The following is a 14,171-nucleotide window of genomic DNA, read 5'->3' as shown; positions in this document are numbered from 1 at the left end:
TGTGTCAAACCTTCAGCATGGGACCACGGTCCCCGGAGAAACTGAGAAATCTTGCAGCAATGAATCAGGTTCCCTCGTTCGGGAGCGGGAGTCACGTGTTTCGGCATGTCACACCCGGTTTTCGTGGCACAGTGGAGACAAGGAGCCCGTCAACGGAGCCGGGTTCCGCCGGCGCATTTCGCGTCCTTCCGTGTGCCGGGGCGACTCCCCTGCCGCCCCGGCACGCCTTGGCCCGCACCGCCCACACACCCTTTGTGCAGGTTAGTGCAAGGCGCTTGCGAGCAGATCGAGCCCCACGCTGCCCAGGTCGATGCCCCGGTTATGGAAGGCGCGCAGATCCAGCTCACCGCCCTCGGTGCGGGCCTGCGCCTGGGCACTGCGCCGACCGGCCTGCCAGACCCGCTCCCCCACCGCATAGGCCAGCGGCTGGGCCGGCCACCCCAGGTGCCGGGAGACCTCGAAGCGCAGGCGCCCCTCGGAGATCACGGTGTGGTGGCGCAGCACGGCGGTGACGGTCGCCCGGTTCCACTCGCGGCAGGCCCCCGGGAGGGCGGCGACGTCGTCGGGCACGGGGAGCCGGGAGTGGACGCCCAGGTCCACGAGGACCCGGGCCAGACGCCAGCGGCGTGCCGCCAGGCGGCCGAAACGGTCCTCGGGCGTAGGCATGAGCCCGAGCTCGTCGGCGAGGGACTCGGCATACAGGCCCCAGCCCTCATCGCAGCCGGGCACGGAGCCTAAGTAGCGCTGCCAGGCGGTCAGGCGCGTACTGGTGGCGTGCGCGCCGACGTGGACGTGGTGGCCCGGAACCGACTCGTGCAGGACCGTGGTGCGCTCCATCCACGGCCACACCAGCTGCTCGCCGTCGGCCAGGGAGCGCATGACGACGCCGGGCCGACGCTCCCCGCCGGTACCGCGCGGCTCCTCGTACTGGACGGCGCCGTCGCCGGGTTCCCCGAGGCGCACTCGGGGGCGGCCCAGGCCGTCGGGCGGGTCGAGGATCCGGCCGACGACGGCGTCCCAGGCCTCGTCGGCCACCTCCTGCGCCCAGGTCGTGTAGTCCTGCGCGCGCAGGGCGCGGGTCGGGTCGGCGCGCAGGTGCCGGTTGAGGCTGCCGGCATCGGCGCCGGGGCCCAGGACGTCGACGGCGATGGCGTCCTGCTCGGCGATGACCCTCCCCAGCTCCTCGGTGGCCCAGGCGTAGGTCTCCTCGGGGTCCACCCGGGTGCCCAGGACGCGGCGCATCCACAGGGCGTGGCGTTGCGGGCCGACCCCCTCGGCCTGTGGCGCCCGCGGCGAGAGCGTCGTACGCAGGTGGGAGGCGAAGTCCAGCGCGGCGCGGCGGGCGACGATGTCCGCCTCCTGGAGCTGGACGTGCAGGGTGGCCGGCAGGTCCTCGGGCAGTCCCAGGGTCCGGCGTCGGGCGAGGTCGCGCGCCTGCCCGGCGACGACGTCGACCTGACTGAGCGGGGCGATCGCACCGGCCTCGGCGGAGGCGGACAGGGAGGCGGCCAGCCCCTCCAGTGCGGTGGGCAGCGCCTCCAGTCGGGTGCGGTGCAGGTTCCAGGCGTCCTCCCACTTGGCCTCGGCCTCAGCGAGATCCGCCTCCTCGGAGCCGGCGCGGTCGGGGGCCTCGGGGGGTCGGTGCAGCTGGCGGGCGATCTGCTGGAACGGAGAGGAGAGGAAACCGAGGTTTCCGCCCTCCTCCCCGGCGGAGATGAACTGGATGGAGGTCTCCAGACGCTCCAGGAGGTGGCGGCGCAGGAGCTCGTCGGAGCCGGTCGAGCGGTCGACGGCGGCCACGCGATGGCGCAGGGAGCGCTCGGCACTGAGACGCTCGACCAGCCCCGCGGGCGAGTAGTCGGGCAGGATGGCCCCGCCGGGCAGACCGGTGCGGGCGGCCGCCTCGGGGTCGTGTGCGCACAGAAGCAAGGCGTACTCGTCGGCAAGGTCGCGCAGGACGACGCCGGCCGCCGCGGTCTCGGAAGGCGAATGGACCGAGGAGCGGGTGGCGGACTGGGCGGAGGTGTGGGCGGCGGGCGCCGCGGAGGCGGCTGCCTCGACCTCTCGCACGCTCAAGGGGGCGCCGGCCGTGCGGACGGCCCGCCAGGTTCCTGAGCTCGGGTGCTGCGGATGAACCGGCGGCCGCTCGGGCGGCCCGGTGCTCACCGGGCTGGTGGCGGGAGCGGGTGCGACGTCCGCCGTGTCGGCGGGGGCGTCCTGCGGGTGGGAGCCGGCCGCAGAGGCAGCGGGTCCGGTTGGAGAGTGCTTCGAGGAGTGATCGGTCATAACAAGCAGGCCTTTCGCTTCACTCGCCGCATGGCGGGCGGGCCCGGCGGCGACATTGCCGTCTCATCAGGGTGCCAGGAAGCGGAACAAAGGTCCATAGGCATCGCAGATCTGACGGCAAAGAGGATTTGATGAATTGGTGGACGCCCCGCTCTGTTCGATTGCGGCGGGCGCGGGCTGGAACTGGTGCTGGTCCAGCCCCGGGGCGCGTGACTCAACGACGAGTCCGGGCCGGGACCTCGGTAGCGGATGAGGGGAGTCGGCCCCCTCCTGCAGGTACGGACGCCCGAGGGTGTGGGGCGGCGATAAGCGGGTGGCTACCGGATAGCGGTCGAGGGGCATCGATGGCGGCCGGCCGATGAGCAGGAGCGCAGCAGGCTGACACGCATAGCCGTCGACCGCGGCGCGGAGCCGCAAACAGTACCGGTCATCAGTGCTCCTCTCATCCTGGACGGGCCGGGACGCCCCGGCGCGGGGCGCTCGTCGTGCCGTTGTTGTGCTGTGATGGTTGTGACACGATTCAAGGACGCTGCGGCGGCGGTGTCAAGGATCTGCGGCCGCGGTTCACCCATACCGATATTCGCGCAGGTCACAGGCATCTTGATGATCGTCATGCATCGCTGGGCTGCCGCCGATGGGAGCGCTCACGGGAGGGCGTTCACCGCCGTCGAGTCGCATCCACCGGACCCGGACCGACCGCATGGTGGTCACTCGTCATTGACAGCACGTGCCAGGTGTGCGCAACACGGCTCCTCCCTATCCACCCCACCGCCTCCTGGACCGCCGCCACACCCCAACCGGCCGCGCCTGACCACCGACTCCAAGGCCGCTGCCACACCCCGGTCGGCCACATCTTCACGTCGAGCCCTCGTCATCCCCCAGCGCTTTCAGGCCTGCCGCCAATGCTGAGGGGTACATTCCGCGCGGCCGGGTGCGTGCCGCTGCGGCCGGGGGCATTCGACGCCGTCGGGGACAGCAATCCCGCCCCCAACGCGCGAGACGTCCCCGGCCGGAAGAAAAAGTCCCCGCACGCGCAGGATGTCCCCACATGCCAGCGAGCTCTCGGAGACACGGCGTACGTTGGTCGTACCCAATGCCGCGCGCCTTCCGCTGAGTCGGTGGCACCGGCGCCCGCGGATGGCGACCGACAGCACCACCACCGCCGACACCACCTTCGTCCGCGCAGCCTTGCGCACCATCGTCACGATTGGAGACAGCTGATGACCGCTAAGAAGACCCTCAAGAAGACGGGCGACCGCACTCTCATCATCTACGCCCACCCCTACGACGGCTCCTTCAACCACGCCGTGCTCGAGGCCGCCACCTCCGCCCTGGACAAGGCGGGCCGGCCCTACGACGTCGTCGACCTCTACGCCGACGGCTTCGACCCGCGCATGCCCGCTGAGGAGCTGGCCCTGTTCACGGAGGGCGGCACGCTGGACCCGCTGGTGAGCCACTACCAGAAGCTCATCGAGGGGGCCTCGCGCATCATTGTCATCTGCCCGATCTGGTGGAGCGAGGTGCCCTCCATCGTCAAAGGCTTCGTCGACAAGGTCATGAAACAGAACTGGGCCTACCACCCGACGGCCTCCGGGGTGAAGGGGCACCTCACCCACATCCAGCAGGTGCTGGTGCTCACCACCTCAACCGCCCCGACCTGGTTCCTGCGCCGGTTCTGCGGCAACTACGTCGGCTCGGTGTTCCTGGGAGCCGTCCTCAAGCAGCTGGGCATGGGCGGGCGAAGCTGGGTCAACTTCGGCAAGGTCGGCAAGACCGGCCGACGCCAGCACAAGAAGCACCTCAAGCGCGTGGCCCGGCTCGTGGTGAAGTGACGCATGAGCCCCGGTATAACCGCGGCGCGCCAAGCCGAGCTGAACTCGGGACGAGACGAGTCCCGAACACTGGCGGAGATCCTGGCCATCACCCATTCCGCACTTCTGACGCAGGTAGTACCGGAGGCGCCCGAGGGGCTGGTGGAGGCGGCCAAGCGCGCCGACTCGCTCGGCATCCTGGCCCGCATGCAGACCATGGGCGAAGCGCTGTACACGCACCTGGGCCACTCCGCCTGCCTGGATCTCGCTGACCACCCGGCCGACACCGTCCGGGGCTGGGCGGTCTTCGCCCTGATCTCCCAGGAGAAGGACACCGACGTCGACACGCTGTTGGCCCTGGTGCGACCGGCCGCGGACGACCCGCACTTCGGAGTGCGCGAGTGGGCATGGATGGCGGTGCGACCGCACCTGGTGTCCCAGCTCGACGAGGCGATCCGCGCGCTGCGGCCATGGACCTCGGAACCCTCGGAGCGCATCCGGCGCTTCGCCAGCGAGTCGCTGCGTCCGCGCGGCGTGTGGGCGCGACACATTCCCGCGCTCAAGAAGGAGCCCGAGCGGGGCCTTCCGCTGCTCGAGCCGCTGCGTGCCGACTCCTCCCGCTATGTGCAGGACTCCGTGGCGAACTGGATCAACGACGCCGCCAAGACCCAGCCCGCCTGGGCCAGGGAACTCTGCGAGCGCTGGCAGGAGGAGTCGCCCACCCCGACCACTGAACGGATCGTCAAGCGAGCGCTGCGCTCGATCCGGTGATGGTGTCGGCCAGCTGGTGGCCGAACCCGGACGGGCTGTCCTCTCAGTAGTCACACGCCCCTCGACGGGGACATTCCACGCGGCCGGGTGCGTGTCCTTCCGGACGGGGGCATTCGACGCCGTCGGGGACAGCAAACCCGTCCCCGAACGCGCGAGACGCCCCCGACCGGAAGAAAAAGTCCCCGCATGCGCAGGATGTCCCCGGCCGTGAGGGAATGTCCCCATCAGCGGGGCAACGCCACGGCGCTGGCATACTTCGGTCGTGCCCGATACCGCTCGCCTCCCCCTGAGTCGGTGGCGCCTGCTCCCCCGCCGCCTGGTCCAGTTCGCCCTCCTGGAGCTGGCCTGCTGCGCCTTCGCCATCGCCATCTTCGTCGGACTCGCGGCCAGTGCCCTGATCTGGAAGTACACGAATCCGCCGATCGCCCGCTACGACGCCCTGCTGATCTACGTCGTCGTCGTTCAGATCGCCTTCGTGGCCCTCAAGCAGGAGACCTGGCGCGAGCTCGGCGTCATCTGCGCCTTCCACCTCATCGGGCTGGCGCTGGAGGTGTTCAAGGTCCACACCGGTTCCTGGGCCTATCCGGACGCGGGAGTGGTACGCGTCGGCGGGGTGCCGGTCTTCTCCGGATTCATGTACGCCTCCGTCGGCTCCTACATCTGTCAGGCCTTCCGGCGCCTCGACCTACACGTAGGCGGTTTTCGGTGGTGGCCGGTGAGTCTGTTAGCCGTGGCCGCCTACCTCAACTTCTTCACCCATCACGTCATCGTCGACCTGCGCTGGGTGATCGCGGCCGGCTTCCTCATCGCCCTGTGGGGAAGCGCCGTCCACTTCACTGTCGGCGGTGACCGCTACTGGATGCCGACGACGGTGGCCTTCATCCTCATCGGGGGCTTCCTCTGGCTGGCGGAGAACCTGGCCACGGCGCTGAGCGCCTGGCGCTACCCCAACCAGGCCGACGGCTGGCACCTGGTGCACGCCGGCAAGTTCGGCAGCTGGGCGCTGCTCATCTCACTGAGCTTCGTACTCGTGGCCGCCATCAAAGCCAAGGAGGGCACCCTCTACGGACGCGGCCTGCCGCGCGTGACGCGCCGGCGCCTGCGCATCGCCGAGACCTGAGCAACGCCGAGCCGGGCATTCTTCGCGGTACCCGGCAGAAATTCCGGAGGGCGACGCGACGAATGACCGGCTCGACGGGAGAAAGAGTCAGAGGTTGACCTGGCGGGAGATGATGCCGGCCTTGGCGCGGCGGACCTCGGGGCTCAGGGGGCTGGTGTCGGCCAGTGCGGCCTCCAGGCGCTTGCCCATGGCCTGCAGCGGCTTGGTGAGCTCCTCGGCCTCCGTGCCGGGGACGAGCTCCCACACCGGGATGGCCAGGCCGTTGGCCCGGAAGGCGCCGACGAAGCGCGCCCCCTCCTCCAGGTCGGACTCTCGTGCGGCGTAGATGCGGGCGAAGGCGTTGAAGAACTCGTCCTCGTCCTCCCCGCGCGCCCAGCGCACGAACTCCTTGGCGCCCAGTCGGCACCAGTAGGCGTGCTCGACGCCGGGAACGGGCCGGGTCGGGCCGATCTCCTCCTTGGCGCGCTCGATGGCCTCCTCAATGACCTGGCGGGTCTGCTCGTCACCGGCCCCGGCCTGCGGGTCGATCCAGAAGTCGAAGGTCTCACGCACGGAGATCACCGGCGGCTCACTGGTGTCAAGAATGTCCTGGAGGCGCGGGCCGGGCTCGGGCAGGCCGTCGGTGCGCAGGGCCTGACCCTCGGGCAGCTCGAGGGTGGCCAGGACGGCGGCGGCGACGTCGCGGGAGGCGTCCCCGGAGTGCATGGAGGTCTGCATGGCCACGAGAACCTCGCCGTCGGAGCGCTTGAGCCCCTGGACGAACTCGGGAAGGAGCGTGACGAGCTGGATCTGCTTGCCCCCGTACTCCTTGGTCAGGCGCACGGTGGCCGTGGCGGCCGGGATGATCTGAGCCATCGCCACGAGGTCCTCCTCGGCCGGCAGACCGGCGAAGGGACGGGCGACGAACTCGATGCTCTGCTTGCGGGGCTTGGCCGATGCGGCGGCCGGACGGCGCCCGTGGCGCTTCTTCTTCGACATGCCCGTCAGCCTACCGGCCACGTGGCGCCCCACCGGGGTCGACGACGGCCCGTCGCCGCCCCATGACGCGCCTCACGGCAGTTCTCCCCACCGGTTTCCCCCGACGTCACAGGGAGAACAGTCCCGCCGCCGCAGGGAGTGAGGAATGCTAGTCCCATGCGATTCAGTGCGGTGGGCCTTCGGAACCTGGGGATCCGTGTTGCTCGAACGGCCTGGAGCAGCCGCCTGTTCAAGACTGCGCTGGTGTTCGTCGTCATCACTGTGTTCCTCACGCTCGCACAGGCGTGGGCTCAGCAGCGGCCGGTCATGGCGTCCTCACTCACTCAACCGGAGGCGCCGGCGTACTCGACCTGGCAGGCCTCGGCCGGGGCGAATGAGACGACATCATGCGACACCTCCACTAGCACGAGCCCCGCACCAGGGACCCAGTGGGGTGAGGCCTGGCGCTTCGACAGCGGAACCGATCCATCCATGACTCTGAGCTCCCCCGTGATCCACCGATGCGGGAGCTACCTCGTCGTGGAGTCCCGCGAAGAGAAGGACACCCTGCGCGGTTACCTCCTTGACAAGGCAGGCCCAAAGAAACTGTGGGAGCTGACGAACAAGAGTATCAACCTATGGGGATCCCCTTGGTGGGGCGGACACTTGGTTCTGAACCACGAGATTCTCGATCCGGCCACCGGGCGCACGGAAACAGCCCCGTGGTCCTCAGACAATTGGCCGTACATCATCTCCCCTCATCTCATCATCACCTGCGATTCCTACTGGAATACCAACCGGTGCAGTGCCTGGGACTGGAGCGGCGGGCGCCCCACTCGGCGCTGGGAGCGCAGGTACGATACCCAAACCAACCCTCAGCCGTCAGGAATCGCTGGAGATGACGCCACTGGAAGCATCCTGGTGTCGACTGCCTCGGTTGACAACAACCAGCCAGCAAGGACTGGTCTCATGAACCTTGCTGACGGGAGCGTCCGCAACGACTGGGCGGGCGAGGAGCTGGGGAGGGAATCGACGTACATCCCCGCGCAGGACGGGTGGATCCACATCCCGCGGGACTCCGAGACCGCTGAGGCCTACTCCCTTCAAGGAGAGCCGAGGGGGACATTCCCCCTCTCCGGGAGCAATGCGGCGCTGCTCCTGTCGGAGTCGGGAACCCCCACCGTGGAGCAGTTCCAGCGAGCCTACGAGTCGGGCGACCTCTCCTGGGCCGCGTACACCGTCGAGTGCACGTCCGCCAGCGCCTGCACCTTCAATGGCACCCCCGTGACGCTGCCCCTCGAGAAGGCCCTCGACCAGACTCCGGGACGAGGCACGCTGCAGCTCGGCTGGCATCTCACCGAAGACCGGTACATCCTGGCGGCCCCGTTCGCATTCGGCCGCCAGTGGAGCCAATCGACAAACGATGAAACGTCCCTCGTCATCGACACCCGCACGTCGCAGGTCATCGCCCCGCCGGGAACGTCGGCGCATATTCAGGCCAATCTCACTGACTCACACCTGATGATCGGCATCCACGGGACCGAGATCGTCGGCTACATGCCCACCGCGTGACGGTCCGTCTACACCCGCGCCGCGGTTGCCGTCGGCATCGCGGCAGCAGCATTGGCGACCGCATCACGACGTCGTGCCACCGCCGTTTCCACAGTGGAGACGAGGCGAGAGATCCGATCCAGCTCAGCCAGCGCGGCAGCCGGAGAAATCTCGCCCTGATCCAGGCCGTTGGTCAACTCTCCCAGCCTCCGATTCTGGTGGCCGACCCAGTTCTGGACAGCTTCGGTATGAAGCCCTGACCGACGGCGGCTTGCGGATCGCACCATCCGGGTGACTGATATCAGGCGCTCAAGAACCGGTTCCTGCAACTTGCCCCAGACCTGCTCCCAGGTCGGGGACATCGTCAGCATGGACACGGTGTCCACGATGACGTCGTCGCCGTCATCAAGGGCTGCGGAGCGCCGCTCGAGCTCCAGGGCCTCATGTTGAACGCTCTTGCTGAACCAGTCGATACCTCGAGGTTCACCGAATCTGTTCCAGGCGCGTACGACGTCGTCATACTCGGCCTCGAAGCGCTGGTAGCGCTGTGTGAGCTGACGTGACTCCGGTGAACCGGGCTCCAGCGTTCCCACTCGCAGGGCGGTTGAGTCGTAGTCGTAGGTCACCTGTGCGTAGGAACGGGCGGCTGCTCTTGCTCGACGACGGGCACTGAGCCCTCGCCGACAGTAGATGACGAGTCTGACCACGCCTGCCACGCACAGCAGCCCTGCACCGACAACGCCGATACCCGAGACCGTCATGCCGTAGGGACCCAGGTAGGTCTCGGCTTGACGTCCCATCGCCACGACACCGCCGTTCCAGTCCTGAGCGGCAAAACGTGACGCCGCCGCGTCCTGAATGGCGACCTGCTCGGATCGCTCCAGTGACACGTCTGCGCCGGGGTAGAAGGCCATCTGGTGCGCATGAGGGGCCACCGCGATGACAACCACTCCTTCTTTCCAGCGACCTCCGCCCGAGGATCGGAAGTCCTGCCGGTAGTCGAAGATGTTCTCGGCGTAGTTCGCGGTAGCCGCATCCAGGTTGTTGATACCCCAACCCGTCAGCGACACGACCTCGAAACGAATGTCTTGCCGGAATCTCAGACTCTGCAGATCACGCTGAAGAGCCTGGGAATCGAAGATGCCGGCTTCGTCGCGAACATTGACGGTGGGGGCATGTCCTTGCCGGAACGGACCGAGAATCGCGAGTGGAAGCGCAGAGATCATCAGCGCACATACTGCGATATTCGCAAAGAACTTGATGACATCGGAGGTGTTGCGCCGCTGACGCTCCGGAACAGCTCTCCCTAAGACCATCGTATTACCCACTTCCGCTTCTTACTGGGTTCACGTTTCCACCAGGGATCCCTGTACAACAAAGCGTACCGGTAGGCGTTATACACATCCATCACTGGTGCACTGACGGATAGTGCGCCCACCCCCTCACTCGTTACCGCGACCTCACCAATCGCGGGTGACCTCGTGAGCATGCGCACGGTGCTTGACATTCGCGGCACTTCTCCCCACCGATCAGCGGACTTCAGCCCCTCGGCGTGAGGAGCCTCTTGCCCGTCACGCCCGATTTGAGCACCACCCAGCATCATGGAGATCTTCGAGCGCGGGCTGCTGCTCCACGAATTCATGTACTTCTTGTACCGGCGACGACACCTCCTCCTCTCACCCCTCGACATTCCGGCAAACACCCCATCGACAAAGCGTTCCGCGACCCGCCTCAGTTCCGACACGACGCGACCCAGAACATCGAGCCCCTCCGCAGACCTTATCTGACCTTGAGACAGCCTGCCTTCAAGGCCGTCGACCAACGAACGCAGGGAGGCCACCTGCTGCATCGCACTCGTGAGCTTCGAGTCATACGCGCGCCCGCCTGATGCGCCGAACCGCTTGACTGCCTGCATATCTGCGAACACCGCATCGCACTCGTTCTGCCACGCGTCCCGCCAGAACTCGGTCAGAGACAACAGTCGGGCACAGTTGATGACCGCCTGCTGAACAGCATCCAATTGCATTGAGTAGGCTTTGACATAGGCTGCTTTATTCCCCACTCTCCGTCCGTACCACTGAAGTCCTACAGGAGTCCCCAACGCACTCCATGATCGCTCAAGTCGACGATAGTGCTTCTGAAGCACCATATACCTGGCAAGAACCTGAACCCCGTACGGCTCGTCAACAGGAATGAGCGACATGAACGCACTCATATCGGCACGCCGGCCAACTACCCGCTCGTAGGCCTGCCGAGCCTCCTCAATGCCCGAGCGCGCCATTCTTCCTCTCGTCAGATAGTATCGAAACCAGAGGTTGGCAGCAGCCATGAAGATCAAGAACAGTGCGGCGACCCTGAACATCCTGGTAAAACCCAGGTGCCAGCCGATATAGGAGGAGGCAGTTCTCACGGCAGTGACCACGAGCGCATCCTCGTCACGGTCACTCTGGGTCAGATACTTTTGAATCGAGTACCACACCTCACTTTGGCCGTTCGAGTCAATATCAAGCTTCGGCCCGTAAAAGAATTTCATCCCCTGCCCTGCCAGCACATCATCATAGTCGGTATGTGGCGCTTGGGCGACGATCATCACGTTATCGGCCCAGCGCCCCGAGTCCTCCCACGAGATCCATGGGACATCCGTGGGATGAGTGCGAGCATAGTTCCGCACCTCGTCTTGGAGGCTTTCAACTTTAGAATTTGGGAGGTTCACGACCACCACATGGGTCGACTGCCGGAAGGTGAGCTTCTCAAGCTCCGACTTGACGTAGTCCCGCTGAAGAATTCCAGCCTCGTCATGGATCTCCACAGTCGGATGAAACTGCTTCGCGGGATAGAAGGGCGATTGTCCGCCGTTGATGATGAATGGCGCGACCACAAGTGCTACACCAATGAGGAGATTGCCTAGATACCCGAGGATCGCTCGTAACCCACCGAGCTCAGAGACTGTTGGCGGCTTCTTCACAGAGCAGTACCCCCAGGATTCTGGATCGTGTCCGCCCGAGTCGCGGCGCCGGCGTTCACAGCGGCGTCGAGCTCGACCAAACTGGCTGTCCTCTCGGCGAGACGAGCGGCCTGAGCACGAACACCGCGACCGAACCATTGAGCACCGCGCGGCTCCCCGAAGTCCTTCCACGCTCTACTGACGACGTCATACTCCGCGAGGAATCTCCTGTAGTCCGAACCGACGTCACGACTCTGAGAGGACTGCGCCGGAAGAGTTTCCGCCTTGAGCTCGGTGAGATCATAGTCGTAGACGACCTGCATCATCTTCTTGTGAGCAGCCCTGCCAAGGCGTCGGGCGGTGACGCCCCGCCATATATAGAAGGCGAGCCATCCACTTCCCGCTATGAAGGCGAGGACCGCACCGGCAACCCACAACGTCGTGCTGTTCCCACTGCCTGAACCGATGTATGTCGCCAGCTGTCGCCCCATCGCCACGGCTCCGCCATCCCAATCGTCCTGGGCGTAGTGGCTTCCCGCGGCGTTCTCGATCGCCTCCCGCTTGTCGGCAGACAGCCGCAAGTCCTTCGCCGCGTAGCAACGCACCCAATGAGACTCGGGCGCCACCACGAAGAGAATCGTTCCATTCACCGGACTACCGACGTCGGAGCCCTTGAACCACGACGAACCTTGTGCGCCGTCGGCTGCGTACTTGACAGTCGCCTCATCAATGTTGCCGATACCGGCTCCGGGGACCGAGAGCACCACGATACGAAGCTCGCGATCGTAGCGCTGCTCTTCCAGGCCGCGGCGAAGAGTCTGCTCGTGATAGATACCGGCCTTATCGCGGACGACCACATCGGGGCGATGCCCAGATGCGGAGGGGTAGAGGAGCACCGCCGGCAGAAGCAGGATCGCGATCAACGCCCCGGCAATATTCATCACGAACATTGCGATCGCTCGAAGACCTCCAAGGCGGATGATCGCAGATTGCTTCATGTGACATTCCTTGTTAATAACCGAGCCAACCTCGAAGGCTGTCCCGTCTCCGCTCTTAGCGGGTTGAGGTTATCTCATCCACATGCATGTAGTTCCTCGTCGAGAGCCGGCGAACGAGCACGGCCCGGCTCAGAAGCTGGAGGAGGAGCCCGCCCCGGAGAATCCGCCGCCACCCCCGGAGAAGCCACCCCCTCCCGAGGATCCGCCGCCCGGGGTGAAGGTTGACGCCGCGCTGTAGCCCATCACCAGGGACGAGACCGGGACAAAGGAACGGAAGGCCGCGTTGTCGAAGCCAGTGAGGCCGGCGATCGCCGGCGACGCCGAGTTGACGCGGATCGTGGCATGGGGGTCGTACCTGCCGTAGCCGCCGCCCAGGGACCAGGCGCCGCTGTAGGCGGCGTACCGACCGGAGCCGCGGTAGCTGTTGAAACGGCGACGGCGCTCGTCGGCGTACCGCGAGGTATCGACGTCGATGGCGTAGCGGGCCAGGCCGTCGGCCTCCCCGTGGGTGGCGTCGGCGATCCGGTCGAGCTCGTCGAGGGCCTGAGACGGCTGGAGCCTGCCCGCCGAGAGGTCCATCGTCATGCGGTAGAGGCGCTCATGAAACCAGCGAACCTTCTCCCGCGTACCCATCGTGTTGACCGGCAGCCTGCCGGAGGAGTCGATTTTCTGGCACAGGGTGAGCAGCGCCTGGAGGTCCTCCAGGACCGGGCCCTGCTCGTTGTACCAGGCCTGCTCCCAGCCACGGTCCTGGTTGAGGAAGGTTGCGGTGTTGGCGACGATGTCGTCGAGCGTGTCCAGCGCAGCCGATCGTCGTCGCAAGTCGGTCGCCCTGCGGAGCATGGAGAGTCCGAACCACTGGGTGCCCCGGGGGCTGCCGAAGTCCTGCCAGGACCGGGCCAGGTTCTCGTACTCGTCTCGGAACCAGCGGTAGCGGGCCATGACCTGCGCCCCGTGGGGTTCCTCGGCGGGGATGCGCTGGGCGTGCCGTTCAGTGGCCCGGTAGTCATGGGCGACCTGCGTGTAGTGGCGCTGCGCCTCGCCGGCCCGACGGCGGGCCGTGAGTCCTCGCCACAGGTAGACACCGATACCGGCGGCACCGAACCCGGCGACCGGGAAGGACACCTGCAGGAAGAAGGCTCTCAGGTCGCTGCGAGGCTTACCGACGTACTTCGTGGACTTCTTCCCCATGGAGACCAGACCCCCGTCCCAGTCCTTCTCCCGGAACTGGGACTTAGCGGCGTCCTGGATGGTGCCCTCCTGGCTGCTCATCACCTTGACGTCCTCACCGAAGTAGCAGCCCACCTTGCGCGAGTCGGGGGCGACCGCCAGGATCACCAGGCCGTCACTCCAGTACTTGGGGTTCGACGTCGAGACCCACGGGACATCAGTGTCGCTCGCATGCGAACGGGCATACTCCAGCACGGCGTCGTCGAGGTTGTCGATGTCCTCACCCGGCACCGTCAGGACGGCCAGGTGGACCTGCTTGCGGAACTCCAGATTCTTGAGCGTGGCGCTCAGCGCTGCGCTGTCAAGCACGCCGGCCTCGTCCTGGACCTCGACCGTGGGCCGATAGGTGGGCACCGTCTCCTTCTTCGATGGCCAGAGCCACACGATCAGCGGCGAGAGGACCAGGGTCAGACCCAGGACCATGACGGCGATGAAGGCCACCACTGAACGGCCTCCACCCGAGCGTGTGGCGGGGTTCTGCCCCAGCTGCTCCATCCGAGCCC

The 14,171-nt window shown here is 66.5% G+C and carries 11 protein-coding genes; 4 read left to right on the top strand and 7 right to left on the bottom strand.

Annotated elements, in window-relative coordinates; genetic code table 11:
• Positions 1-261: 261 nt before the first annotated feature.
• On the bottom strand, positions 262-2,286 hold the full coding sequence (locus HMPREF9058_RS07645; RefSeq protein ID WP_009406695.1) for a DUF885 domain-containing protein: 2,025 nt from the start codon (positions 2,284-2,286) through the stop codon (positions 262-264).
• A 1,220-nt stretch (positions 2,287-3,506) separates the two neighbouring features.
• On the opposite strand from HMPREF9058_RS07645, the gene HMPREF9058_RS07640 reads away from it, so the two are divergent.
• The 3 genes from HMPREF9058_RS07640 to HMPREF9058_RS07630 all read left to right on the top strand — a co-directional run bounded on the left by HMPREF9058_RS07640 (position 3,507) and on the right by HMPREF9058_RS07630 (position 5,988).
• Positions 3,507-4,118 carry an NAD(P)H-dependent oxidoreductase gene (locus tag HMPREF9058_RS07640; protein ID WP_009406677.1) on the top strand — a complete coding sequence of 204 codons (612 nt, stop codon included), beginning with the start codon at positions 3,507-3,509 and terminating at the stop codon, positions 4,116-4,118.
• 3 nt (positions 4,119-4,121) lie between these two features.
• Positions 4,122-4,868, top strand: a complete 747-nt coding sequence (locus tag HMPREF9058_RS07635) for a DNA alkylation repair protein (RefSeq protein ID WP_009406670.1) — start codon at positions 4,122-4,124, stop codon at positions 4,866-4,868.
• A gap of 262 nt (positions 4,869-5,130) precedes the next feature.
• Positions 5,131-5,988 carry a DUF817 domain-containing protein gene (locus tag HMPREF9058_RS07630; RefSeq protein ID WP_009406680.1) on the top strand — a complete coding sequence of 286 codons (858 nt, stop codon included), beginning with the start codon at positions 5,131-5,133 and terminating at the stop codon, positions 5,986-5,988.
• An 87-nt stretch (positions 5,989-6,075) separates the two neighbouring features.
• On the opposite strand, the gene HMPREF9058_RS07625 is transcribed toward HMPREF9058_RS07630, so the two are convergent.
• Positions 6,076-6,966, bottom strand: a complete 891-nt coding sequence (locus HMPREF9058_RS07625) for a DUF5926 family protein (RefSeq protein ID WP_009406712.1) — start codon at positions 6,964-6,966, stop codon at positions 6,076-6,078.
• A gap of 323 nt (positions 6,967-7,289) precedes the next feature.
• Complete coding sequence (locus tag HMPREF9058_RS13820; protein WP_254654099.1) at positions 7,290-7,439, bottom strand: hypothetical protein; 150 nt, start codon at positions 7,437-7,439, stop codon at positions 7,290-7,292.
• Positions 7,440-7,914: 475 nt separating this feature from the next.
• On the opposite strand from HMPREF9058_RS13820, the gene HMPREF9058_RS13815 reads away from it, so the two are divergent.
• Positions 7,915-8,517, top strand: a complete 603-nt coding sequence (locus tag HMPREF9058_RS13815; RefSeq protein WP_254654098.1) for a hypothetical protein — start codon at positions 7,915-7,917, stop codon at positions 8,515-8,517.
• A gap of 8 nt (positions 8,518-8,525) precedes the next feature.
• On the opposite strand, the gene HMPREF9058_RS07615 is transcribed toward HMPREF9058_RS13815, so the two are convergent.
• The 4 genes from HMPREF9058_RS07615 to HMPREF9058_RS07600 all read right to left on the bottom strand — a co-directional run bounded on the left by HMPREF9058_RS07615 (position 8,526) and on the right by HMPREF9058_RS07600 (position 14,163).
• A complete protein-coding gene (locus HMPREF9058_RS07615) occupies positions 8,526-9,824 on the bottom strand; it encodes a DUF5129 domain-containing protein (RefSeq protein WP_009406692.1) in 1,299 nt (432 codons plus the stop codon).
• Positions 9,803-11,461, bottom strand: coding sequence for a DUF5129 domain-containing protein (locus HMPREF9058_RS07610; protein ID WP_009406711.1), 1,659 nt, complete (start codon positions 11,459-11,461; stop codon positions 9,803-9,805). Before HMPREF9058_RS07610 ends, HMPREF9058_RS07615 begins: the two co-directional genes overlap by 22 nt.
• Positions 11,458-12,438, bottom strand: a complete 981-nt coding sequence (locus tag HMPREF9058_RS07605) for a DUF5129 domain-containing protein (protein ID WP_009406667.1) — start codon at positions 12,436-12,438, stop codon at positions 11,458-11,460. The genes HMPREF9058_RS07610 and HMPREF9058_RS07605 overlap by 4 nt, the downstream gene beginning before the upstream one ends.
• A 129-nt stretch (positions 12,439-12,567) precedes the next feature.
• Positions 12,568-14,163, bottom strand: coding sequence for a DUF5129 domain-containing protein (locus HMPREF9058_RS07600; protein ID WP_009406696.1), 1,596 nt, complete (start codon positions 14,161-14,163; stop codon positions 12,568-12,570).
• Positions 14,164-14,171: the final 8 nt, after the last annotated feature.

It is taken from the genome of Actinomyces sp. oral taxon 175 str. F0384, assembly GCF_000223355.1.
Taxonomy (GTDB): Bacteria; Actinomycetota; Actinomycetes; order Actinomycetales; family Actinomycetaceae; genus Actinomyces; species Actinomyces oris.
Note: the sequence above shows the minus strand (reverse complement) of the source record. Positions and strands in the feature narration are given on the sequence as shown.

Coding starts and splice junctions, on each gene's coding strand:
- HMPREF9058_RS07645 (WP_009406695.1), bottom strand. CDS start 2,286: ATGACCGATCACTCCTCGAAGCACTCTCCAACCGGACCCGCTGCCTCT.
- HMPREF9058_RS07640 (WP_009406677.1), top strand. CDS start 3,507: ATGACCGCTAAGAAGACCCTCAAGAAGACGGGCGACCGCACTCTCATC.
- HMPREF9058_RS07635 (WP_009406670.1), top strand. CDS start 4,122: ATGAGCCCCGGTATAACCGCGGCGCGCCAAGCCGAGCTGAACTCGGGA.
- HMPREF9058_RS07625 (WP_009406712.1), bottom strand. CDS start 6,966: ATGTCGAAGAAGAAGCGCCACGGGCGCCGTCCGGCCGCCGCATCGGCC.
- HMPREF9058_RS13820 (WP_254654099.1), bottom strand. CDS start 7,439: ATGGATGGATCGGTTCCGCTGTCGAAGCGCCAGGCCTCACCCCACTGG.
- HMPREF9058_RS13815 (WP_254654098.1), top strand. CDS start 7,915: ATGAACCTTGCTGACGGGAGCGTCCGCAACGACTGGGCGGGCGAGGAG.
- HMPREF9058_RS07605 (WP_009406667.1), bottom strand. CDS start 12,438: ATGAAGCAATCTGCGATCATCCGCCTTGGAGGTCTTCGAGCGATCGCA.
- HMPREF9058_RS07600 (WP_009406696.1), bottom strand. CDS start 14,163: ATGGAGCAGCTGGGGCAGAACCCCGCCACACGCTCGGGTGGAGGCCGT.